Below are 23,314 nucleotides of genomic sequence, written 5' to 3'. Positions count from 1 at the left end.
CCGGAGACGGAGACAGCACCTGGGGTATCGCCAGCAGGCACACCAGCGGGCCGGAGGGCCCGCAAGGAGGGTGGTTCCATGACGGTACATGACGGGCGCCCGGGCGGGCGCCACTCTGGGAGCCGGGCCCGGCTGGGGCGGGCCGCCCTGGCGGCGGTGCTGGTCCTGACGGTCCTGGCCCTGGCGGCCTGCGGCCGCGGGGAAGACCGGCCGGGCACCGTGTCGGTGGACCCGGAGAGCTCGACCCCGTCGGTGTCGGGCTCGGGCACCGGGACCCACTCGGGCAGCGGGTCGGGCACCCACAGCGGGAGCAGCTCCGGCACCCACAGCGGCAGCGTCTCCGGCACCCATACCCACAGCGGCGCCGCGGCGGGTCACGTGGAGCCCAAGCCGGCCGGCGCCGCCCAGGTCAACGTCACCCTGAAGGAGTGGGCCATCGAGGTCGAACCGGCGGAGGTCAAGGCCGGTCAGGTCTACTTCCTGGTGACCAACGCCGGCCCCGAGCATCCCCACGAGCTGGTCATCGTCCGGTCCGATGCCGGGCCGGAGGAACTGCCCGTGGTGGACGGCCGGGTGCCCGAGGACCAGGTGGACATGATCGGCGAGGTGGAGGCCTTTGCCGCCGGTACCCAGGCCTCGGGGCTCTTCACCCTGCAGCCGGGCCGCTACCTGCTGATCTGCAACATCGTCGAGGGTGAGGGCGAGCACGCCGTAAGCCACGTGGAAGAGGGCATGGTGGCCGAACTCACCGTCACGCCTTGAAGGAGATGAGGCCCTTGCAGACCGTGGTCGAACCGGCGCCGGCCGCCTCCCGGCGGCCGGCGCCAGCGGGCAGCGGCTGGAGTCCCGCCGCCGCACCCGGGGGCGGCCCGGACGGCGAACCCGTCGCTTCACCGCGGGCCCGGCGGGCCCGGGGCATTGCCGGCCATAGGGGTCCCGGGGCCTCGGGCTGGCGCCGCTACCTGGCGGCCGGGCGCCGGCTCCTGGGGTCGGTGCTCCTCCTGGCGCTGGCCGGGTTCGTCCTGGCGGGGTGCGGCCCGCTGGGCGGCGGCGGCAACCAGCAGCTGGTGATCTACTCCAGCCGGACCCAGAGCCTGGTCCACCCGCTGCTGGAGCAGTTCGCGAAGGAAACGGGCATCGACATCCGGGTGCGTTACGGCAGCACGGCCGAGCTAGTCAACACCCTGCTGGAAGAGGGGGACCGCACCGGGGCCGATGTCCTGTACCTGTCCGACGCCGGCGGCTGGGGCCCCCTGCGGGAGGCCGGCCTGCTGGCGCAGCTGCCCCAGGACGTGCTGGAGAAGGTCGACCCGCGGTTCCGCTCGCCGGACGGGCAGTGGGTGGGGGTGTCGGGCCGGTCCAAGGTCATCGTCTACAACAAGGACCGCATCGATCCCGCCCGCGACCTGCCCGATTCGGTCATGGCCCTGACCGACCCCAAGTGGAAGGGCCGCGTCGGCTGGGCACCGACCCATGGTGAATGGCAGATCCTGGTCACCGCCATCCGGCTGACCCGGGGGGAAGAGGCGGCCCGGCAGTGGCTGGAGGGCATGAAGGCCAATGAGCCCAAGGAGTACCCCAACCTGATCAGCATCGTCCGGGCGGTGGCCGACGGCGAGATCGACATCGGCGTGGCCAACCACTACTACGTGCCGCGCCTCATGGAGGAGCTGGGCACCGGCTTCGCCGCCCGCAACCACTTCCTCAAGAACGGCGATCCCGGCGCGGTGATCGACGTGACCGGGGCGGCCATCCTGCGCTCGACGGACCAGAAGGAGGCGGCGGAGCGGTTCGTCCGGTTCCTGCTGAGCGAGGAGGCCCAGCGCTATTTCACCCAAGAGACCAAGGAGTTCCCGATGATCGCCGGCATCCCGCTTCCCGAGGGCGTGCCGCCCATGGAGGAGCTGGACCCGCCGGCCATCGACCAGAGCGACCTGGCCCAGATCCGGGAGACGGTCAACCTGCTGCGGGATACGGGCGTGCTGCCCTGAGAAAGCCCGCCGGGACAGCCTGAAGGGCAGGCCGGGAGCCGGCGGCACCGGCGGGGACGGGGCCGCCGCCCAGGTTTGGCCATCCACCCGCGGGGGCGGGGCCGTCGGCCCGGCTGACGCCGGCCGCCCGGCCGGGTAGGGTCGGGTTCCCCAGGCTGCCGTCAGGCAGGGGCGGGCCAAGGGGCAGGGGCCGCGATGCAACCGGGACGCAGCCGGGACCATCCCGTGCCGGGGCCGGCATGGCGTGGAGACGGAGCCGGGACGGCGACTAGAGCCGGGACGGCGACCGCCGCCCGGCGGCCCGGGCACCGCCGGGCCGGAGCAGCGGCCGGGGAGCCCGGGAGCGGGTGGTCGCGCCGGGTCGCTGAGCAGCAGCGGGTGCGGCTTCGCCTGGCGGGTGCAGGCGGCTGCCGCGGACAAGGGGGTGGCAAGGATGGCCCGGAGGGCCGTGGCTCTGTTGGTCCTGCTGGCCGCGCTCTACAGCCTTTCGGCGGGCCTGCGGGCCAGCCGGGGCGCCGCCATCACGGGGGACGAGCCGTTCTACCTGCTCACCACCCAGAGCCTGCTGGAGGACGGCGACCTGGACCTGAGCCAGCAGTACCGGCGCCATTCCTACCGGGCCTTCTTCGACCATCCCGACGGCCTCTGGATGCAGTCGGTCCCCACGGCCGACGGGCGCATCCTGAGCCCGCATAACCCCGGGCTGTCGGTGCTGCTGATCCCCGGCTTCGCGCTGGGCGGCCTGCGGGGCGCGCAGCTCCAGCTCCAGCTGCTGGCCGCCCTGACCTTCGCCCTGGTCTACGTCTGGGTGGCCCGGGTGACGGGCGAGGCGCGCTGGAGCGCCTGGGCTACCCTGGCCCTGGCCCTGGCGGCCACGCCCTTCGTCTACGCCACGGAGATCTACCCGGAGGTGCCGGCCGCCCTGGTGCTGGTGGCGGCGCTGTTGCTGCTGGAGGCCGGCGGGCCGGCGGCCGGGGATCCGGCTCGGGCTGCGGGCGGTCCCCGCCACCTCCCTCTGGCGGCAGTGGCCCGGGACGCCGGGGGAAGCCCAGCCCCGCGGCGGGAGGTGACCCGGGCCCTGATGCTGGCCCTCTTGCTGGCCGCCCTGCTCTGGCTGGGCATCAAATACGCGCCCCTGGCCGCGGTGGTGGCCGCGGCGGCCTTCTGGAGGGCCGGGCGGGAGGGCCGCTGGGCGCTGGCCGGGGCGGGCGTGCTGCTGGCCGTGCCCTACGTGCTGTTCCACCTGCGGGTGTTCGGTGCCCTGACGCCCTACTCGGTCAACGTGGTGTACGCGGGCGACTCCACGCCCGAGGTGTTGCGGGCGCACGTGACGGACCTGGCCAACCGGTTCTACCGGCTCTGGGGGCTTTTCGTGGACCGCCGCTTCGGCCTGGCGCGCTGGGCGCCCGTGCTGCTCCTGGCGCTGCCGGGGCTGGTGCTCATGGCGCGGCGGAAGGGCGCCCCGCGTCTTGCCCTGGGCCTGATCGCGGTGCAGCACCTGATGGCGGTCTTCGTCGCCATCACCATGATGGGCTGGTGGTTCCCCGGCCGCACCGTGATGACCGTCCTGCCGCTCTACGCCCTGCCCCTGGCCCTGGTGCTCGAGCGGGGCGGGCGTGGGGCGCGCAGCGCCTTCTTCCTGCTGGCCGGGCTGTCGGTGGCGGTGACGGCGGCCCTGGTGCGGGCGGTCAACCTGGGGCAGGTCACGGTGGCCGTCGACCCCTTCGCCATGCCGGTGGGCTGGTTCCAGGCCATGGGCCTGCTGTTCCCGGACTACCGCTCCTGGGCGGGGAGCACCCCCTGGCTGACGGGGCTGTGGCTGGCCGTCCTTTGGACATTGGGGAGTTGGGGATGGCGGCTTGACCGGCGGGACGGGCTCGGCCGCCTTGACCGCCGGGACCCTTTGGCCGGGGGCCAGGCCTTGTTGAAATAGAGAATGTCTATCAATTCGACCGCGGCCGTGCTACAGTGAACCCGAGGAGGCGACCCCTGTGGCAGAGGCCTGGTCCCCCGCGCGAACCACGGTGGCAGTCCCCCAGCGGGCGAGAAGGCCCGGCCCGGGCCCCCGGGCAGGTTCCCTGGAGGCCGCCCGCCGCAAGGCGGGAGGGCCGGGTCAGGGCCCCCAGCCGCCGCTGGCCCTGGTGGTGCCGGCCGCCCTGGTGGCGGCGGCGATGCTGCTGCCGGTGGCCTACCTGCTCATCCGCACGACGGGAGCCTGGGACCGGGTGGCCGAGCTGCTCTTCCGGCCCGCCACCTGGGCCATCGCCGGCCGCTCCCTGGGGCTGGTGGCGGCGGTGACCGCCACGGGCGTGATCCTGGCGGTGCCGCTGGCCTGGCTGGTGGTACGGACCGATCTCCCCGGGCGGCGCTTCTGGGCGGTGGCCACGGTGCTGCCCCTGGCCATCCCGAGCTACGTGGGCAGCTTCCTCTACGTGGTCGCCGCGGGGCCCCACGGGCTCCTCCAGCGCCTGCTGGCGCCCCTGGGCGTCCAGCGGCTGCCAGACCTGCACGGCTTCTGGGGCGCCTACCTGGTCATGACCCTTTTCACTTATCCTTACATCTTGTTGCCGGTGCGGGCCGCCCTGGCGCGCCTCGACCCGGCGCTGGAAGAAGCGGCGCTCAGCCTCGGCCGCGGCCGGGGCGCCACCTTCCGGAGCGTCATCCTGCCCCAGTTGCGCCCGGCCATCCTCTCCGGGGCGCGGCTGGTGGCCCTGTACACCCTGGCCGAGTTCGGCGCCGTGGCCACCTTGCGCTATGAGACCTTCACCTGGGCGATCTACGTCCAGTACCAGGCCGCCTTCGACCGGGCGGCGGCGGGGGGCCTGGCCCTGGTGCTGGTGGCGGCGGCCCTGGCCATTCTGGGACTGGACGCCCTGCTGCGGGAGCGCTGGCGGTACCACCGGGACACCCCCGGCACGCCGCGGCCACCGGCGCCCGTTCCCCTGGGCCCGTGGCGCTGGCCCGCCCTGGCCTTCTGCGCCGCCGTGGTCCTGCTGGGGCTGGGCGTCCCCCTGGGCGTGCTGGCCTACTGGGTGGTGCGCGGCGTGCTGGAGGGAAGCTGGTGGGAACTGCTCGGGCCGGCCACCTTCAACTCCCTGGCCGTCGCCGCCCTGGCTGCCGCCGGCACGGTGGCCGCCGCCCTGCCCGTAGCGGCCCTGGGGGCCCGGTTCCCCGGTTTCCTGAGCGGCCTGGTGGAGCGGGCCAGCTACGTGGGCTTCGCCATCCCCGGGATCGTCATCGCCCTGGCCATGGTCTTCTTCGGGGTGCGGTTCCTGGGACCGCTCTACCAGACGGTGGCCTTGCTGGTGGCCGCCTACGTGATCGTCTTCTTGCCGACGGCCCTGGGCCCCTTGCGGGCGTCCTGGCTGCAGGTGGATCCCAAGCTGGAGGAAGTGGCCCGCACCCTGGGCCGGCGGCCGTGGCAGGTCCTGGCCCAGGTGACCCTGCCCCTGGTGCGGCCGGGCCTGCTGGCCGGGGCCGGGATGGTGTTCCTGGTGACGCTGAAGGAGCTGCCCTTGACCTTGATTCTGAGCCCGGCGGGGTTCGGCACCCTGGCCACCTCGGTCTGGAACTCCATCACCGAGGGCTTCTTCGGCCAGGCGGCGGTGAAGTCCCTGCTGCTGGTGGCGGCGTCGGCCGCCTCGGTCATGCTGATCCTGCGCCGGGAAGGGGAGTGGCAGGCGTGAAGGATGCCGGCGCGCCCGTCATCCGCTGCCGCGGGCTGGTGAAGCGCTTCGGGCCCACCCAGGCGGTGGCGGGCCTGGACCTGGATGTGTACCGGGGCGAGATCCTGGTGCTGGTGGGGCCCAGCGGCTGTGGCAAGACCACCACCCTCCGGCTGATCGCCGGCTTCGAGGTGCCCGACGCCGGCCGCATCGAGCTGAGCGGCCGGGTGGTGGCGGGAGCGGGCCGGCCGGTTCCTCCCGAAGAACGGCGGGCCGGGCTGGTGTTCCAGGAGTATGCCCTGTTCCCCCACCTGACGGTGGCGGAGAACATCGCCTTTGGCCTGCCCCGGGGGCCCGAGCGCCGGCGCCGCGTGGCGGAGATGGTCGAACTGGTGCGGCTGGAGGGCCTGGAAGACCGCTACCCCCACGAGCTCTCGGGCGGCCAGCAGCAGCGGGTGGCCCTGGCCCGGGCCCTGGCCCCGCGGCCCCAGATCCTGCTCTTGGACGAACCCTTCTCCAACCTGGACGCCGACCTGCGCCAGCAGGTGCGGGAAGAAGTCCGGGAGATCCTGCGCCGCACGGGGACCACCACCGTCCTGGTGACCCACGACCGGCGGGAAGCGCTCAACCTGGGCGACCGGGTGGCGGTCATGCACGGGGGCCGCATCGAGCAGGTGGGCACCCCGGAGGAGGTCTACTACCGGCCCCTGACCCCCTTCGTGGCGGAGTTCATGGGACCTGCCACCCTGCTGGAGGGCCGGGTCGAACCCGGCGGCATCGCCACCGAGCTGGGGTTCTTCCGGCAGGGCGTCACCGTGGCGCCGGGCACGCCGGTGCGGGTGCTGGTGCGGCCCGACGACATCACCCTGCGTCCCCTGGCGGGCGGGCGCGCCGCCGCCTGGACCGGGCCGGGGGCCACGGGCGTCATCGCCGGCCGGGAGCGGCGGGACGGCTACTACCATTACCGGGTGCGCCTGGACAGCGGGACCGTGGTGGGCAGCGAGCTGGTGCACGTCCACGACTACCCGGTGGGGACCCGGGTCGCCGTGACCGTGGAGGCCGGCCATCCCCTGCACTGGTTCCCGCAGGGGGACGAACCGGCCCCTGCCGCGGCAGGTCCTTCGCCGGCGGAGGGGGAGGCGATGGAAGCGGCGGCCGGGGGACCGGGCGGCAGGCCGGTGACAGGCCAGGGCGACACGCCCGGCCAGGCCGGCCAGGGCGGGCAAGCCCTTGAGCAGGTTGGCCGCCAGCGGCGGGGGGAGGGCCGCCCGGCAGGACCCCGCCCGGAAGCCTTGAACGGGCGGCAGCGCGCCCCGTGGGCCGCCCTCCGGGGCCGGGGGGAGCGGCCATGAGGCTCCTGATCACCGGCGGAGCCGGCTTCATCGGCTCCCACTTGGCCGAGTGGGCGCTGGTGCAGGGCGCCGACGTGGTGGTGCTGGACGCCTTCTCGTCGAATTACGATCCGGCCCTGAAGCAGGCCAACGTGGAGCTTCTGCGCCTGCGGGCGGCGCGGGCCTCGGGATCCTTCCGGTTCGTGCAGGGGGACGTGCGCAACGGGGAGCTGCTCGACCGCCTCTTCGCCCGTCACCGCTTCACCCATGTGGCCCACCTGGCGGCGCTGCCGGGGGTGCGCCCGTCCCTGGCCGAGCCCCGGCGCTATCTGGAGGCCAACGTGGGCGGCACGGTGGCCCTGTTCGAGGCCATCCGGCGGCACCCGGGGACGGTCCGGCGGGTGGTGGTGGCGTCGTCGTCGTCGGTCTACGGCGCCCAGCCCGGTCCCTGGCGGGAGGACATGCCGCCGGCGCCCCTGTCGCCCTATGCCGCATCCAAGGCGGCGGCCGAGCAGTACGCCCTGACGTACCAGCGGCTGCTGGGCATCGGGGTCAGCTGCCTGCGCTACTTCACGGTGTACGGGCCGCGCCAGCGGCCGGACATGGCCATCGCCCGCTTCACGGCCCGGGCGCTGGCCGGCCAGCCCATCCCCGTATTCGGCGACATCCAGAGCCGCCGCGACTACACCGAGGTGGGCGACGTGGTGCGGGGGACCTGGGCCGCCCTGCTGGAGCCGGGCACGGGCTTTGAGGTCTACAACCTGGGGAGCGGCCGGCCCGTCACCCTGCAGCAGCTGATCGCCGCCCTGGGACGGGTCCTGCACCGGCCCATCGCCCTGGATCTGCAGCCGCCGGCCCCTGGCGACGCGCCGGCCACCTGGGCGGACATCGGCCGGGCCCGGGAGCGGCTCGGGTACGAGCCCCGGGTCTCGCTGGAGCAGGGGCTGGCGCGGTACGTGGCCTGGGTGCGGTGGAACCTGCCCCTGGGCCGCGGGCTGCTCGGGCGGGAAACCCGGGCGGCGGGCGGGCCGGCCGGCCGCCCGGCGGGCCGCCGCGGGCAGCGGCGCCAGAGCCAGGGGCGCTAAGGGGCGGCCAGGGCTGCTGTGGGAGGGCCGCCGGCTGGGGCGGCCACTTGCCCCGGTTCCCGGGCAGGCTGGCCCGGCCCCGGCGGCCGTGCTCCCGGCCAGGCGGGTCCGGCCCGTTGCTGGCCCCGGGACGCGGTGCCCGGCCCCTGGCGGGAGCGGCCCGTTCCACCCACCGGGCAGGGTCCCCATGAGCAGCGAAAAGGCGAGTCTGTGGGAATGCAAAGGGGCAGGCCGTCCGGCCTGCCCCTTTGATCCCCCTGTTTTGATCTCTGCAGGATCGCTGTGGCCGCCGTGGCTCCCGGCGCGGGCCCGTTGAGCCCGGCCCCGAGCCGCGGCCCCTGGCCCCGCCCCGAGGCTTGGCCCCGGGGCGGGGCCAGGGGGCCAGCGGCTGCTGCGTCCTACAGCCACAGCGACGCGACGATGGGCGCGATCAGCAGGGCCACGATGTTGATGATCTTGATCATCGGGTTGATGGCCGGCCCCGCCGTGTCCTTGTACGGGTCGCCCACGGTGTCGCCGGTCACCGCCGCCGCGTGGGCCTCGGTGCCCTTGCCGCCGTAGTGGCCCATCTCGATGTACTTCTTGGCGTTGTCCCACGAGCCGCCGCCGTTGGTCATCTGGATGGCGATGAACAGGCCCGTGATGATCGAGCCCACGATCAGGCCGCCCAGCGCCTTGGGACCCAGGGCCAGGCCCACCACCACGGGACCCAGCACGGGGATCAGGCCGGGCACCACCATCTCGCGCAGGGCCGCCCGGGTGACGATGTCCACCGCCCGGCCGTAGTCGGGCTTCGCCTTGCGCTCCATGATGCCCGGGATCTCGCGGAACTGGCGCCGCACCTCCTCCACCACGTCGAAGGCTGCCCGGCCCACGGCCTCCATGCTCATGGAGGCGAAGAGGAAGGGCAGCACGCCGCCAATCAAGAGGCCGGCCAGCACGTAGGGATCGCCCAGGTCGAAGGTCAGGGCCTGGGCGCCGGCCTTGCCGAGTTCTTCCACGTAGGAGGCGAAGAGCACCAGGGCGGCCAGTCCCGCCGAACCGATGGCGTAGCCCTTGGTCACCGCCTTGGTGGTGTTGCCCACGGCGTCCAGCTGGTCGGTGACCTCCCGGACGGAGTCTTCCAGGTCGGCCATCTCCGCCAGGCCGCCGGCGTTGTCGGTGATGGGGCCGTAGGCGTCCATGGTGACGATGATGCCCGTCAGGGACAGCATCGCCATGGCCGCGATGGCCACGCCGTAGAGCCCGGCCAGGTTGTAGGCCAGCAGGATGGCCACGGCGATGACCAGGGCCGGTACCGCCGTGGAGCGCATGCCCACGGCCAGGCCGGCGATGATGTTGGTCGCGTGGCCGGTCTGGGAGGCGTGGGCGATGTTCTGCACCGGCCGGTAGTTGGCCGAGGTGTAGTACTCGGTGATGATGATCATCGCCACGGTGACGCCGAGGCCGATCAGGGAGGCATAGAACAGGCTCATGTCCAGGCCGAGCCATCGGGTCACCGCGAAGAAGCCGATGGTGCCGATGATGCCGCTGGCCAGGGCGCCCTGGTAGAGGGCCCGCATGATGCCCCCCGGCTTGGCCGGCGGGGTCGCCAGCACGCCGGCGATGGAGCTCACGATGCCCACGGCGCCCACCAGCAGCGGGAAGAAGACGAACCGGGAATCGCCGGCGAACTCCGGGGTCAGCAGGCCCAGGAGGATGGCCGCGACCGCCGTGACGGCGTAGGTCTCGAACAGGTCCGCCGCCATGCCGGCGTCGTCGCCCACGTTGTCGCCCACGTTGTCGGCGATGACCGCGGGGTTGCGCGGGTCGTCCTCAGGGATGCCGGCCTCCACCTTGCCCACCAGGTCGGCGCCCACGTCGGCCGCCTTGGTGTAGATGCCGCCGCCCAGGCGGGCGAAGACCGAGATCAGGCTGGCGCCGAAGCCGAAGCCCACCAGCGCCGAGTTGTTCTGGGCGCCGGTGAGCCACACCAGCGCCGTCACACCCAGCAGGCCGAGACCGACCACCATCAGGCCGGTGACGGCCCCGCCCTGCAGGGCCACGCGGAAGGCGGCCGCCAGCCCCTGGCGCGCCGCCATGGCCGTGCGCATGTTGGCCCGCACGGCCACGTTCATCCCGATGTAACCCGCCGCTGCTGACAGGACGGCACCCGCGAGGAACCAGACGGCCGTCGTCAGGCCCATCCCTGGCGCGGCCGCCAGGATGATGAACAGCACCGCGGCCACCACGGCCAGGGTGCGGTACTGGCGGTTCAGGTACGCCGTCGCCCCCGCCTGGATGTGGCTGCCGATGTCGACCACGGCGGGGTGATCCACCGGCAGCCGGACGATGCGGTTGGCAAAGACGAGTCCGGTGAGGAGTGACAGCAGGCTCCCGGCCAGCGGGATCCAGAGCAAGCTGTTCATGTGCTTTGCCCCGCTGTGAGGCGGGTCCCTCCTTTCTTTCCCCGACAAATGCTGACGGTCCGATGAACATGATAAAAGTGTTGGAGGAACGGGACCAGTCCTTGCAGCAAAAGTCACGTGAAGGCATATCCTGCCGCCGCCGGCCCGGGCCAAGCGGAGGACCCGCGGCCCTGGCGACCGCGCCGCCGGCCTGGCATCCGCAGCCCGGTCCCGCGCACGCGGCGCCGGCGACGGCGGACGGCGGCCGGACGGCGACGGTCGTCCGAGGTGCGGCGAGCCGGTGAGGGCCCTGGGCCGGGGTGGAACCCTGCCCGGCGGGACCGACCCCATCCGAGGCCCTGACCTCCAGGTCCCGGGCCCGGGACGGGCCTGCGCCGCTCAGCGGGCCAGGATCGGACCAGCGCGGGTGAAGCTTGTGACGAAAGATGGCGCATGGAGGGAGAGGGCCTTGGAGCCGGCGGCCGGGGAGGGCAAGGGCGGCGGCAGGGCGCCGGCGGGCGCCGGGCACCCCCGGGAGATCGAACCCGCCAGCGAGGCCGGCTCTGCCGGCGAGACCGGCGCCGCCAAGGCAGCGGCCCGTCAAGAGGTGTACCGGCGGCTGCGGGAGGCCGGTGCTGCCCGCTTCCCCTTTCCCATCGAAGGCCGCATCCCCAACTTCAAAGGCGCCGAGCGGGCGGCGGCCCGGCTGCGGGAGCTGGACGTCTACCGCCGCGCCCGGGCCCTGAAGGTCAACCCCGACACGCCCCAGCTGCCCGTCCGGGCCATGGCCCTGGCCGACGGCAAGACCGTGTACATGCCCACGCCGCGCCTCCGCGGGGCCTTCCTGCGCATCCGGCCCGAAGACGTCCCCCGCGGCGAGGAGCGGCGCGCGGCCCAGCTGGGCAGGGCTGCGGAGTACGGCCGGTTCGTCACCCTGGACGAGATGACGCCGGAGGCGGCGCCCATCGATCTGGTGGTGGCCGGCGCCGTGGCCGTCACCCGGGACGGGGCCCGGGCGGGGAAGGGGGAGGGCTATGCCGACTACGAGTATGCCCTCCTGCGGGAGCTCGGGCATCCCGAACTGCCCGTGGTGACCACGGTCCACCCCCTGCAGATTGTGGAGCGGCTGCCCGTGGCGCCCCACGACCTTTCGGTGGACATCATCGTCACCCCCGACGAGGTGATCTTCACCCGCACCCCCTACCCCAAGCCGCGGGGCATCCGCTGGGAGGCGGTGACCCCCGAGGATCTGGAGGCCATGCCCGTGCTGCGGGAGCTGCGGGCGCTCCGATGGGAACGCATGCAGGTCCCCGACGTGCTGGCGCCGGGGCTTGGGGCCGTGTTCGTCGGGCTCAACCCGGGGCGGGCCAGCGCCATCGCCGGCCACCACTTCGCCGGGCCCAACAACCTGTTCTGGCGCCTGCTGCACGAGGCGGGCTTCGTGCCGCGGGTCCTGCGGCCTGAAGAGGACGGGCTGCTGCCCCGGTGGGGGCTGGGGGTGACCAACGTGGTGCCCCGGGCCACCCGGGGGGAGGCCGATTTGACCTGGGACGAACTCCGCGCGGGCGGTGCCGCCCTGCGGGAGAAGGTGGCCCGCTTCCGGCCGCGGCTGGTGATCCTCCTGGGCAAGCAGGTCTACCGGGCCTACGCCGGGCTGGCCCGCACGGCGCCCGTGGAATGGGGCCTGCAGCCGCGCCAGACGGTGCCCGGGGTGGCCGAGTTCGCCGCGCCCAACCCGTCGGGCCGCAGCACGGTGCCCTATGCCGAGCGGCTGCGGCTCTTGCGGGAGGCCCGGTCCTGGCTGGCCGGCGGGGCGGGCGGCGGGCGGTAGCAGGGGGGCCGGCGGGCGGTCGCTGCGGTGCCGCGGGTGGTGGCTGGGGGTGCCGGCGGGCCGTGCCCGGCCACAATGACGTGCCGGCTTGTTTCATTGCGAAAATATTTCGCTTGACAAGGAACCTCGCCCCGCCTACGATCCCCATGATGAACGGCTGGGAGATCCTTCAGCACATCTGGCGCCTGCAGCAGGTCGTCCTGCGGGAGGCCACGCCCTGCCTGGAGCGGCACGGCCTCTTCCGCATGGCGCCCTTCGCCCTGGCCATGGTGCGGCGCTGCGGCACGCCCTCCGGCGTTGCCTCGGCCATGGGCGTGCCGGCTCCGACCGCCAGCCACATCCTGCGGCGCCTGGAGGCCGAGGGCTGGGTGAGGCGCCAGGTCGATCCCCAGGACCTGCGGCGCTACCGGCTGGCCCTGACCCCGGAGGGGCAGGAGGCCCTGCGGGCGGCCCGCGCCTGCCTGGAAGAGGCCGTCAACCGGCGGCTGGAGAGCCTGGCCCCCGAGGAACGGGATCTGCTGGCCCGGCTGCTGGCGCGCCTGCACGAGGATCTCCCGGGAGGATCGGCGGAACGCGAAGGAGCGGTGCCCGGTGAAGGAACGGAAACCCATGACCCGTGAGACCGTAGCCCGCGGCCAGCCCGGGGCGGGCGACCCCGGCCGGTCGGGAGCGGAGTCGCCGTCCACGGCGGCGTCCCGCGGCGCGGAAACGGCCCCAGCGCCTGGTGCCAGCGGGTGGGCCGGCCCCGCGGCCGGAGGGGCGGGTCAGGCCGGAGGGGCGGGTGAGGCCGGCACGGCGCCGACCGGCTACCGTCCGGGCGAGCGGCGCCTGGCGATGATCGGCGTGCTGCTGTCCATGTTCCTGGGCGCGCTGGACCAGACTATCGTGGCCACGGCCATGCCCCGGGTGGTGGAGGAACTCCACGGCCTGGACCGCTACGCCTGGGTGGCCACGGCCTACCTGCTGGCCACCGTGGTGGCCCTGCCCGTCTTCGGCCGCCTCAACGAGCTCCTGCCGGGCAAGTGGGTGTTCACCACGGCGGCCAGCCTGTTCCTGGCCGGGTCGGCCCTGTGCGGCCTCTCGCCCAGCATGGACGCCCTGATCGCCTTCCGCGCCTTCCAGGGCATCGGCGGCGGGGGCCTCTTCGCCACGTCCATCACCACCGTCGGCCTGCTCTACCCGCCCCGGGAGCGCGGCCGGGTCCAGGGCGTCTTCGCCGCGGTGTTCGGCCTGTCCAGCGTGATCGGTCCCTGGGTGGGCGGCCTTCTGACCGACCACATCAACTGGCGCTGGGTCTTCTACGTCAACATGCCCGTCGGCGTCGTGGCCCTCTACTTCCTGCTGCGGCACATGCCGCTGCTGCCGCCCGTGCGGCGGTCGGCCTTCGACCTGCCGGGCGCGGTGACCATGGCCCTGTGGACGGTGCCGCTGATCCTGGCCTGTGCCTGGGGCGGTTCGACCTACCCGTGGAGCTCGCCGGTCATCGTCGGGCTCCTGGCGCTGGCGGCGGTGGGTCTCGGCCTGTTCATCGCCGTCGAGCGGCGCAGCCCGCAGCCGCTGTTCGACCTGACCCTGTTCGCCAACCCCACCTTCCGCTGGTCGGTGCTGGCCCTGCTCTTCTTCGGCGGCACCTTCCTGGGCAGCGTGATGTTCCTGCCCCTCTACCTGGTGCAGGTCAAGGGTTTTTCGGCCTCCAACTCGGGCCTGGCCCTGACGCCCCTGACCTTCGGCACCATGGCCGGCAGCCTGCTGGCAGGCCAACTGGCCACCCGGTACGGGCGCTACAAGCCCATGCTGCTGGTGAGTTCGGTGGGCTCGGTGGCGCTGTTCCTGGTCTTCCACGAGGTGCTGCGGGTCGACACGCCCCTCTGGCAGGTGCTGGTGCTGATGGTCCTCCTGGGCTTCGTCTTCGGCCCGTCCATGCCCCTCTACGGCATGGCCGTGCAGAACAGCGTCTCCAGAGAGCGCCTCGGCACCGCCAGCAGCGCGACCCAGTTCTTCCGCCAGGTGGGGTCCACGGTGGCCGTGGCCTTGCTCGGCACGGTGCTCAGCGGCGCCCTTCACGACGGGATGATCCGGCACCTGCCGCCAGCCTACCAGGCGGCGACCCAGTCGATCCAGATGCCCGCCGAGGGCATGGCGGGCGGGACGGACCTGGCGGCCCGGGTGCGCCAGGGGTTCGAGGCGGTGCTGGCCGACGTGGAGAAGGCGCTGCGCGGGGACGAACAGGCCTACGCGCGGCTGCAGGCCGACCCGCGGGTGCCCGCGGCGCTCAAGGAAAAGCTGCCCGAGGGCGGCGTGCGCGCCCAGGTGCGCCAGCAGGTGGCGGGCCTCAAGGCGGCCCTGGCGGCGGCTCTCCAGGGGGACGAGCAGGCCCGGCAGGCCCTGCTGGCCAACCCGGCGCTGCCCGCTTCCCTGCGCCAGCTGGTGGAGCACCCGCCGGCCGAGCCGGCGCGCCGCCAGGCGGCCCTGGCGGCGGCCCAAAAGGCCCTGGATGCCCAGGTGGACGCCATGGCAGCCCGGGCGGAAGAACAGGCCATCGCCCAGGCCCGCCGGGCCATGGAGCAGCAGGTGGACCAGGCGGTGGCCACCTTCCGCAACGCCTTCAACCAAGCCGTCACCGAGGCCCTGAGCCAGGTGTACCTCTACACGGCGGCCATGGCGGTGATGGGGCTCTTCTGCCTGTTCTTCCTGCCGGATGAGGAGCTGAAGCGAAGCTACGCCCAGGCGGAGGCGGTGCCGGCGCCGGCCCGGCAGTGACGGCCGCCCGGCAGTGACGGCGGGCCGCCGGGTTCAGACGGAGCCGGCGACCGTCGGCATGGGGCCGAGGGCGGGCATCCCGCCTGCAGGCCTGCTCGCCCGCGCCCGCGGGTTGTCTTAAAGCCGCGTTGTCTGAAGATGCCGGGGTAGAGAACCGATGGACGGGATGGAAGACCTGCCGCAGGGCAGGCAATCCCGGAGGAAGCGGGCAGCCGGCACCGGCGCACGGCCGGGTGAGACCGGTACCGCCGATCCGCAAGGATCGGCTGCCTGAAACAGATGACGATGTTTCAGGTAACGGTTGGATTCCGCTGCGGTCTTGTGCGGTGATCGTCGCGACGGTGCCCTAGCTGCGCGGCAGCCAGATGCGCACCCGGTCTCCTTGGGCGATGCGGCCCGGCCGCTCCACCGAGAGGACGATGCCCCGCCGTCCCCGCGCCACCTGGACGAACCGCACAGGCAAGGCCTCCCGCTCGGGGTGGAGGGGGTGCAGGGCGGCCAGCACCTCGCCGGGATGGCGGCAGGGGCGGTTCTCGCCCTCGCAGACCAGTCCCGCGCCGCCGGGAAAGAGCAGCCGGGCTCCCGCCGGCAGGCGGGTCAGCTCCGGCAGACCCTCCAGCAGCAGGTTGGCGCCCAGCCACTCGGGCAGGACGGTATCCAGCCCGAGGCCGTCGGCGATGGCGGCGCACTCCTCCACCGACACGGCGCTGAGCTGGCGCCGGTTGCGGATGGGGGTGCCCCGCGGGTACATGGGCTCCCGGCTCCCCGCCGGGCGGGTCAGGCCGTGGTGGCGGTCACCGGGGATGCCGCCGAAATCCACTTCCACCGCCTCAACCCGCTGTGTCACGAAGGTTCCGGCATCCCAGGCTCCTAGTACGGCCTCAACGCGGGTGGTCAGCACGACGGCCACGGTGTTTCCTCCCATCCGGAGGGCATGTCAGAATGGCGTTATGGGCGGTAGGGCGCCGGTCAAGGCGCTGTCCGTTGATGCCTGTACTTGTACCACTCCTGCCCAGCAGCCTCAACCCGCGGCGGCGACGCCGGCGACGGCGGTCATTGGGCGACGAAGACGAAGCGGCGGGGACGAGGAGGATCTGCGTGGAACGGTGCCCGTTTTGTCACCTGGCCATTGACCCGGAACAACGGGTCGTGCTGCAGAACGAGCATTGTCTCTTCCTGCAAAAGCCGCAAAAGGTTCTGATCGGGTCTGGCGTGATCGTCCCGAAGCAGCACCGGGAGACGGTCTTGGACTTGACCGAGGAGGAGTGGGCGGCCACTTTTTCGTTGCTACAGGACGTGAAGCGGCTGCTCGACGAGCAATGCCGTCCCGATGGGTACAACCTTGGGTGGAATTGCGGTCCCACCGCCGGGCAGCACATCATGCATGCTCACCTGCATGTGATCCCGCGCTTTCGGGACGAGCCCCTGGCCGGCAAGGGAATCCGGTACTGGCTGAAGAGCGAGGATAACCGGCGGCATCACACCGGGCCGCATTGACGAAGTCCTCACGCAAGGACGCATTCACGAATCCGCAAAACGTATCTCGAGTTTGCGTCCCTGTCCCGTCACTCCCGCAACCGGCCCAGCAGGCGTATCGGGCCTCCCGCCAGCCGCCAGGCGGGCTCCAGCCCGGCGGCGAAGGCGAAGAGGTACTTGGCCAGGTGGGTGGCCAGGGCGATGCGGAAGGCGGCGGCGGGTTCCACCGCGTAGAGCTGGAGCGCCAGGATCATGTTCGCTTCGTAGGTGCCCAGGCCGCCCGGGGTGATGGCCAGGACCTGGCCGGCCACCGCCACCAGGGTGGCGGTGAGGGCGGCGGCCGGGTCCAGGGGCGCGCCAAGCCCCCGGGCCACCACCACCAGGATCCCCGCCTCCAGGGGCCAGCTGAGGGCCGAGAGCAGCCACGCCAGGGCCAGCCGGCGCCCGGAGACGGCGGCCAGGGCGCCGGCCACCGGTGCCAGGCGGGGCCAGCGCCGGGCCAGGCGCGGCGACAGGCGGGCTCCCGCCGCCAGCCCCACGGGGACGGCGAGACCCAGGGCCACCGCCGGCACGGCGGCCGCCTGGGCGGGCGACAGGAACAGGGCGGCGGCCGCCACCGCCAGCAAGGCGGCCGTGTCCACGGCCCGCGCCTGCACCACCGACACCAGGGCTTCCGCCCGGGGCAGGCCGGCTCGCGCCGCCAGGGCGATGCGGGCGACCTCGCCCAGCTTGCCCGGCGCCAGGTGGTTGACCAGGTTGGCCGCCAGGGTGAGGCGCCAGAGCAGCAAGAAGGGCGGCCGGCGGCCCCCCGGCGGCAGGAGCACCTGCCATGCCCAGGCCCGCAGGGCAAAGGCGGCGGCGTACGCGGCCACGGCTGCCAGGGCCGGGGCCGGTTCGTCCCGGAGGAACCGGCCCAGCGTGGCCAGGTCGGCGGGCCGTATCACCCGCGCCGCCACGGCCACCAGCCCGGCCAGCAAGGCCAAGCGCAGGGCCAGGAGCCCGTAGCGGGCGGCGGGCCCGGGCCGGGCGGTGGAGCGGAGGGCGGGAACGCGCATGGGGGTCATGACAACCGCATTGTACTACGGATGACGGGGTGCCAGGGGAACGGGCGGGCGCCAGAGGGACCGGGAGGCTACGGGTTCCAAGAGGACCGCCGGCGCCACCCGGTGAACTCTAGGGCGGAACCCATCGGGGTGCGTGATCCCATCCGGTTTGCGAGGCGCGATCGATGACGGGAACGTTCCATATTTACATTTACCGTTCTGGATCGGACGCGCGGGGCGGTGCCGGTGTCGGTGCCGCCGGCACCGCCGGCAACGACAGGGGTGGCGCCTGGCCCGCCGGCGTCCCCAGGGGCGCCGCCCGGCCCGCCCAGGACGGCGCGGCCCCCGCAGCCTCCCCGCCCCCCGCCCGGCCGGGCGAGGAGCCCGTGGTGGCGGGGATCGACCTGGGGGGCACCAAGATCGCGGCCGGCCTGGTCGACCGCCAGGGCAGGGTGCTGGCCAGCCGGACGCTCCCCACGGACGCGCCCTCCGGCCCCGCGGCGGCCATGGACCGCATCGCTGCAGCCGTCCGGGACCTGGCGGAAGAGGCCGGCCGCCGGCCGCAGGCGGTGGGGGTGGGCGCGCCCGGTCCCCTGGTGCTGCCCGAAGGCCGGTTCGCGGGCACGCCCAACCTGCCCGGGTGGAACGGGTTCGCCCTGCGGGACCAGCTGGCCGCACGCCTCGGCTTGCCCGTGGCCGTCAACAACGACGCCAACGCCGCGGCCCTGGCCGAAGCCCGGCTGGGTGCCGGCCGCGGGGCGGAGGTCATGGTGTACGTCACCGTCGGCACGGGCATCGGCGGCGGCCTGGTGATCGGCGGGCGGCTGTTCAGCGGCGTCAACGGCAACGGGGTGGAGATCGGCCATACCACCGTCGACCCCGACGGGCCGTCGTGCGGCTGCGGCAACCGGGGCTGCTGGGAGGCCGTGGCCGCCGGGCCCGCCCTGGGGCGGCTCGCCACCGAGCGCCTCGGCCCCCCGCCGGGCCGGCCGGGCGGCCGCTGGACCGCCCGCGAGCTGCTGGACGCGGCGACCGCGGGGGACGAGCGGGCCCGGGCGGTGGCGGAGGAATACGCCCGGCTGCTGGGGATCGGGCTGGCCAGCGCGGTCAACCTGTTCAACCCCGACCGCCTGGTGCTGGGGGGCGGGGTGATGGCCCGCTACCCGTTGCTGGCGCCGACCATGGAGGCCGAGATGCGCCGCCGGGCCCTGCCGGCCAACCTGGCGGCGGTTACCCTGGTACCCGCGGCCCTGGGCAAGGACGCGGGACTGGTGGGGGCGGCACTGCTGGCCTGGGACCTGCTGGACGAACCGGCGCCCCGGCGCTGACCGCCCTGCACCGGCGGCCCGTGGTCCGCATCCGCAGGGTGCCGCCTGGACGTCCGCTGGCCGGCCGAATGACGCGCCGGATGAAGCAAGCCCGGAGCGGCGCCTGCGGGGGGAGCCCGCGGCTTTGCCGGCCGCCCGCCCCGCGGACGGTCCGGCCCGCGGCCTGGCCTTCCGGAGCCGGTTGCGGCTTGTACGAGGGTGGCGGAGGGGAGGGGGAAACCGTGGCCCAGTGGTGGCTGCGGCTGGAGGGGTTGCTGCTGGCCGTGGCGGCGGTGGCGGCCTATGCGGCCGCCGGCGGCGGCTGGGCGACCTTTGCTGTGTTCTTCGCCCTGCCCGGGCTGATCGGTGGGATTCCCTTCCGCAGGGCGGCACGGCGCCTGGAGCGGGATGGGGTGCAGGGCCCCGCCCCGGCCCAGGGAGCCCGTGGCCGCCGGCGCCCGGCGGGCCAGGCGCCCGAACCGCTGGTCCCGCGCCGCTGGTTCCTCCTGTACAACGCCGTCCACAGCACGGTGCTGCCGCTGCTCCTGGGCCTTGGGGGGTGGTGGCTGGCGGGCCGGGTCTACCTGCCCCTGCTGGGCTGGCTGGCCTACATCGGGCTGAACCGGGCCCTGGGCCGGGGGCTGAAGCTGTACCCCTACCTGCGGTCGACCCACCTGCAGCTGGAAGAGGCGCCCCTCCGGCCGCGCTGGTGAGAGAACGGGGCGCAGCTCAAGGATGGGGCGCATTCCCGCCTGCGCCTGCGGCGCACCCGCCAAGGGCGCAGGCCATCTGGCTGCCCCTCTGGCCGGTCCCCCGGCGGGAACCCGGCCGGGGGTGGTTCGTCTTGTTTGACGAGATGGGACCCCATGCCTGGCCGGCACGCCGCCCTTCGCCAGGCTGGCGGCGCTGAACTGGGGATTGGGGGCGGCCGGCGGGTGGGGGAGGAGGATCGCAACGTTGGACGGCGGCGGCTATGCTGCGGACATCCCCTGGCGGCTGCGCAGCCTGGGATCCCGCCGTTCCCCGCGGCAACCCGGAACCCGCAGCCACTCGGCAGTCGCCCGCTGCCCTGACGGCGCAGGGCTCGGGGCCGGGGAAGGGGATGGCGGCCGGCTCCAAGCCCCCGCCGCACGGGCGGGCGGGCTTCCCGGACGGGCCGTCATGGGGGTGACCTTGGACCCTGGGATCCGAGACGCCGGGGCTCTTGCCGGCGCGGGTTCCCCCTCCCGGACGCCTTTCCGCGAGCCGGAGGTGGATGCCTCCTGGGAGGCCGGCCTGCGGGCGGGCGATCCGGCCGCCCTGCAGCGGCTGGCCGAGCACTGGGCACCCCGCCTGTACCGCTATGCCCTCCGGCTGGGAGCGGATCCCGAAGCCGCCCAGGACCTGGTGCAGGACACCCTGGTGCGGGCGCTGGGCAGCTTCCGCGCCGGGACCATGCCCGCCCGCCTGGGCCCCTGGCTCTACACCATCCTGACGAACCGGCTGCGGGACGACGCCCGCAGCGCCTACCGCCGGCGGGTGGCCCTGGCGGCCGCCTTGCCCGAGGGACCGCCGCCCTGGCACGCCGGATCTTCCCCTGACGGGGCCGCGGTGGACGACCCCGGCTGCGATCCGGCGGAGGTGGTGGCCTGGCGCGCCGGCCACGCGGCCCGGGCCGAGAGGCTGCGGGCGGCCCTTGGCACCCTGCCGGAACCCTGGCGGCAGGTGGTGGTCCTGCGGATCCTGGAGGAACGCCCGGTGGCCGAGGTGGCGGCCATTCTCGGCGTGGCCGAAGGGACCGTCAAGTCCCGCCTGCACCGGGCGCTGAAGAGCCTGCGCCAGGCACTTGAAGAGCTGGACCGGGAGTTGGAACCGGCGGGCGGCCAGGGGGAGGTGACGCGCGATGACGAGCCCTGACGCGGCGGCTCGCCGCAAGGGCGAGCGGCGGGAGCCCCCGGCGGCGAATCGGCCCGCACCGGCTGGGGAAGAACGGCCTGCTGCGCCCAACCCCTCCGCCGCGGCCCCGGCCGGTGCTCCGGACCACGATCCGGCCGCAGGGTCTGATGACCCCCGTCTCGCGGGGGCCACGGCGGCTCCCCAGGGCGCGGCGCAGGCCTGGGAGATGCTCTGGCAGGAAGCGGCGGAAGGGGCCCGCCGGGAGGGGGACGATCCCCTCTCCCCGGCGGAGGTGAAGGCCCTGTGGGCGGACTTCGCGGCCCTGCGGGCCCGCCCCGAACCCGTTCCCCAGGACCTGGTCGCCCGGGTGACCCGGGCCTTGCTGGAGACGGCGGGCGGGCAGGAGGAACCCGAGCCCGTTGCCGCGCTGCCCGCCGGCCCGGTCCCGGCCCGGGCCGGCGGCGGGCCCCTGGACCGGGACGCCCTGATCCCGGCCGGTACGGTGCGGCCTCGTATGGTGCCGCTGCTGAGGCTTCTGGCCGCGGAAGCCCGCTGCTTTCCCCTGTCGTTTCTCGCCCTGCAGCTGCTTTTGATGGCCGGCGGCCTTCTGCTGCACCTGGTGGCGGTGGAGACGGCCCGGGGGCTCTGGCCGGACTGGACCCCGGCGCTCCGTGCGGCCGGCGACGGGGCGGGAGCCCTGGGTCCCGCAAGCCGGCCGGTGCTGGACGGCTGGCGCCTCATCCTGCTCTCCGCCGACAGCCTGGCCCTGGTGGCGCCCTGGCTGGGCACCCTGGTGGCCCTGGCGGCCGTCTGGCCCCGGCGGCAGATGCTATGGGCAGATCTGGAGACCCTGTCGCCCTTCCCTGCGGCCAGCCGGCTGCTGGCGCGGGCCGGCGTGGCGGGCCTGCTGGCGACCCTGTTCCTCCTGGTGACGGGGTGGATCCAGCCGGCCGCGGTGCAGGCGTTCATGGGCCTGCCGCCCGGGGGTCCCGCTCCAGACACCGTGCTGGCGTGGTCGGCCGCGGGGGCGGCGGCCGGTGTGCCGGGCGGGAGCCCCGGCGGGACGTTGGGGGTGATCCTGGCCCGGCTGGCGCCCCTCTGGCTGGCGGCGGCGTGGGCCCTGTGGTGGCACATGCGCGCGGGCACCCTGGGCGCGATGTTGGCCTCCGCCGGGCTTTGGACGGCCGTGACCCTGGGGGGGCACTGGCTTGGTCCCTGGAACCCGCTGGCCGCGGGCCCCGTGCCGGCGGTGGCCGTGCAGGTCGCCATGCTCCTTCTGGCGACCCTGCTGGGGTGGGGACTGGCCAAGCAGGCGGGTGCCGGGGAGGTCGCCGCATGAACGGGGCTCGTGGCGTGGGGGGATGGATCCCGTGCCCCTGACCCTGGCCGGGGTGCAGCGCCTGGCGTGGGAGGGGCTGGTCCTGCCGGGCCGGCAGCCCGTGGCGGTCCCGGACACGGTGTTGGCTCCCGGGGTGGTGCTGGTCACGGGGCCGCCGGGGGCGGGCAAGTCGCTGTTGCTCCGGGTGCTGGCGACGCTGGCCGTTCCTCGCCGGGGGCAGGTGCACTACCCCTGGCCGGCTCCCGGCGGGGAGCCGGTCTCCTTCCCCGGGGCAGGGCCCGGCGCCCTGGCCGCGGTCCGGGGATGCACCGGCTACGTGCCCCAGGAAGGCCGCGTGGTCCGGGGGATGAAGGTGGCAGCCGCCCTGGCCTATCTGGCGGCCTTGCGGGCCGTGCCCGAGCCACGGAAGGCGGTGGCCGCGGCCCTCCGGCGATGGGGCCTGGACGGTGCGGCCGGCCAGCGCCTGGAGGAGCTCTCGGGCGGCCGGTGGCGCCGCTGGCTGCTGGCCCAGAGCCTGCTGGCGCGCCCGGCCCTCTGGATCCTGGACGAACCCGCCCGGGGCCTGGACCACGACGGCGTGATCCTGTTGCGGGCCGCCTTGGAGGAATACCGGGCGGCGGCCGCCGGCGGGCGGCCGGTGTGGGCGGTGGTGGTCGACAGCGAGGGGCGGCTGGTCGACCTGGCGGACCAGTGCCTGGTCCTGCCGGGGCGGTGAGCGGGGCTGCGCCATGGGGGCTGCACGCCGTCCGTTGCCTGGCCGGGACAGCCGGAGCCCCGGGTGCAAAACGGAAACAGCAGCGGTGGGGCAAAACCGGAACCGGAGCAGGGACAATACAAAACCTGGCCGGTAATGTGCTGCTCTTCGTGCCGTGGGGAGTCCTCTGGGCCTGGTGCTGGCCGCGGCGGGCACAGGCCCGGCACGTTGCCGTCAGCGCCTTGATCGCCAGCGGTGTCCTGGAGACGGCCGAGTTCCTCCTGGGGACCGGTTCCTGGGACGTCGACGACCTGCTGCTTAACGTTGTCGGTGCCTTGCTCGGCTACGGGGCCGCCCGGGCGGCCGGGTTCGGGTTCAAGCATGCCTGGGCAAGTCCGCAACAAGCAAGTTCGCGAGATTCTGTGCAAGAGGGCAAAGAGGGCAAGGCAAGAGGGCAAGTGCGCCCTCGGTAGGCGGCAGGGCAAGCACGCCGGCCGGATCCTCCCGGCCGGCGTGCTGCTTGTGGGGAA

The 23,314-nt window shown here is 74.1% G+C and carries 19 protein-coding genes; 16 read left to right on the top strand and 3 right to left on the bottom strand.

Annotated elements, in window-relative coordinates; all coding sequences use genetic code 11:
• Positions 1–78 precede the first annotated feature (78 nt).
• The 6 genes from ACZ5T9_RS11690 (at position 79) to ACZ5T9_RS11665 (ending at position 8,072) form a co-directional block, all read left to right on the top strand.
• Positions 79–762 (top strand): hypothetical protein, encoded by a 684-nt coding sequence (locus ACZ5T9_RS11690; protein WP_464833266.1) that lies wholly within the window; start codon positions 79–81, stop codon positions 760–762.
• A 23-nt stretch (positions 763–785) separates the two neighbouring features.
• Entirely contained in the window at positions 786–1,991 is a 1,206-nt protein-coding gene (locus ACZ5T9_RS11685; protein ID WP_464834452.1) for an iron ABC transporter substrate-binding protein, read from the top strand.
• 448 nt (positions 1,992–2,439) lie between these two features.
• Positions 2,440–3,924: a hypothetical protein gene (locus ACZ5T9_RS11680; protein WP_464833265.1), complete on the top strand. Its 1,485-nt coding sequence runs from the start codon at positions 2,440–2,442 to the stop codon at positions 3,922–3,924.
• A 58-nt stretch (positions 3,925–3,982) separates the two neighbouring features.
• On the top strand, positions 3,983–5,677 hold the full coding sequence (locus ACZ5T9_RS11675; protein ID WP_464833263.1) for an ABC transporter permease: 1,695 nt from the start codon (positions 3,983–3,985) through the stop codon (positions 5,675–5,677).
• Entirely contained in the window at positions 5,674–7,008 is a 1,335-nt protein-coding gene (locus tag ACZ5T9_RS11670; protein WP_464833262.1) for an ABC transporter ATP-binding protein, read from the top strand. Before ACZ5T9_RS11675 ends, ACZ5T9_RS11670 begins: the two co-directional genes overlap by 4 nt.
• Positions 7,005–8,072: a GDP-mannose 4,6-dehydratase gene (locus tag ACZ5T9_RS11665; RefSeq protein ID WP_464833261.1), complete on the top strand. Its 1,068-nt coding sequence runs from the start codon at positions 7,005–7,007 to the stop codon at positions 8,070–8,072. Before ACZ5T9_RS11670 ends, ACZ5T9_RS11665 begins: the two co-directional genes overlap by 4 nt.
• Before the next feature lie 398 nt (positions 8,073–8,470).
• On the opposite strand, the gene ACZ5T9_RS11660 is transcribed toward ACZ5T9_RS11665, so the two are convergent.
• On the bottom strand, positions 8,471–10,480 hold the full coding sequence (locus ACZ5T9_RS11660) for a sodium-translocating pyrophosphatase (protein ID WP_006904342.1): 2,010 nt from the start codon (positions 10,478–10,480) through the stop codon (positions 8,471–8,473).
• 448 nt (positions 10,481–10,928) lie between these two features.
• On the opposite strand from ACZ5T9_RS11660, the gene ACZ5T9_RS11655 reads away from it, so the two are divergent.
• From ACZ5T9_RS11655 to ACZ5T9_RS11645, 3 genes are all read left to right on the top strand, one after another.
• Positions 10,929–12,290: a 5-formyltetrahydrofolate cyclo-ligase gene (locus ACZ5T9_RS11655; protein ID WP_464833260.1), complete on the top strand. Its 1,362-nt coding sequence runs from the start codon at positions 10,929–10,931 to the stop codon at positions 12,288–12,290.
• 113 nt (positions 12,291–12,403) lie between these two features.
• Positions 12,404–12,910, top strand: a complete 507-nt coding sequence (locus ACZ5T9_RS11650) for a MarR family winged helix-turn-helix transcriptional regulator (protein WP_464833259.1) — start codon at positions 12,404–12,406, stop codon at positions 12,908–12,910.
• Entirely contained in the window at positions 12,900–15,050 is a 2,151-nt protein-coding gene (locus ACZ5T9_RS11645; RefSeq protein ID WP_464833258.1) for an MDR family MFS transporter, read from the top strand. The genes ACZ5T9_RS11650 and ACZ5T9_RS11645 overlap by 11 nt, the downstream gene beginning before the upstream one ends.
• 346 nt (positions 15,051–15,396) lie before the next feature.
• Here ACZ5T9_RS11645 and ACZ5T9_RS11640 read toward each other — a convergent pair whose 3' ends face one another.
• Positions 15,397–15,960: an MOSC domain-containing protein gene (locus ACZ5T9_RS11640; RefSeq protein WP_464833257.1), complete on the bottom strand. Its 564-nt coding sequence runs from the start codon at positions 15,958–15,960 to the stop codon at positions 15,397–15,399.
• 188 nt (positions 15,961–16,148) lie between these two features.
• Between ACZ5T9_RS11640 and ACZ5T9_RS11635 the strand changes: the two genes are divergently transcribed.
• A complete protein-coding gene (locus tag ACZ5T9_RS11635) occupies positions 16,149–16,547 on the top strand; it encodes an HIT family protein (protein WP_006904337.1) in 399 nt (132 codons plus the stop codon).
• Between the two features lie 68 nt (positions 16,548–16,615).
• Here ACZ5T9_RS11635 and ACZ5T9_RS11630 read toward each other — a convergent pair whose 3' ends face one another.
• Entirely contained in the window at positions 16,616–17,590 is a 975-nt protein-coding gene (locus ACZ5T9_RS11630; RefSeq protein ID WP_464833256.1) for a lysylphosphatidylglycerol synthase transmembrane domain-containing protein, read from the bottom strand.
• Between the two features lie 164 nt (positions 17,591–17,754).
• Here ACZ5T9_RS11630 and ACZ5T9_RS11625 point away from each other — a divergent pair, with 164 nt between their 5' ends.
• From ACZ5T9_RS11625 to ACZ5T9_RS11600, 6 genes are all read left to right on the top strand, one after another.
• Complete coding sequence (locus ACZ5T9_RS11625) at positions 17,755–18,897, top strand: ROK family protein (protein ID WP_464833255.1); 1,143 nt, start codon at positions 17,755–17,757, stop codon at positions 18,895–18,897.
• Between the two features lie 221 nt (positions 18,898–19,118).
• Positions 19,119–19,589 carry a DUF4260 family protein gene (locus ACZ5T9_RS11620; protein ID WP_460038476.1) on the top strand — a complete coding sequence of 157 codons (471 nt, stop codon included), beginning with the start codon at positions 19,119–19,121 and terminating at the stop codon, positions 19,587–19,589.
• 448 nt (positions 19,590–20,037) lie between these two features.
• Positions 20,038–20,772, top strand: a complete 735-nt coding sequence (locus ACZ5T9_RS11615) for an RNA polymerase sigma factor (RefSeq protein ID WP_464833254.1) — start codon at positions 20,038–20,040, stop codon at positions 20,770–20,772.
• Complete coding sequence (locus tag ACZ5T9_RS11610; protein ID WP_464833253.1) at positions 20,759–22,090, top strand: hypothetical protein; 1,332 nt, start codon at positions 20,759–20,761, stop codon at positions 22,088–22,090. The genes ACZ5T9_RS11615 and ACZ5T9_RS11610 overlap by 14 nt, the downstream gene beginning before the upstream one ends.
• 31 nt (positions 22,091–22,121) lie before the next feature.
• The gene (locus ACZ5T9_RS11605; protein ID WP_464833251.1) at positions 22,122–22,805 is read left to right on the top strand and encodes an ABC transporter ATP-binding protein; all 684 of its coding nucleotides are present in this window, start codon (positions 22,122–22,124) and stop codon (positions 22,803–22,805) included.
• The gene (locus ACZ5T9_RS11600; RefSeq protein ID WP_464833250.1) at positions 22,730–23,257 is read left to right on the top strand and encodes a VanZ family protein; all 528 of its coding nucleotides are present in this window, start codon (positions 22,730–22,732) and stop codon (positions 23,255–23,257) included. The genes ACZ5T9_RS11605 and ACZ5T9_RS11600 overlap by 76 nt, the downstream gene beginning before the upstream one ends.
• The last annotated feature ends 57 nt before the right edge of the window (positions 23,258–23,314 follow it).

The sequence above is a fragment of the Thermaerobacter nagasakiensis genome, assembly GCF_055396825.1.
Note: the sequence above shows the minus strand (reverse complement) of the source record. Positions and strands in the feature narration are given on the sequence as shown.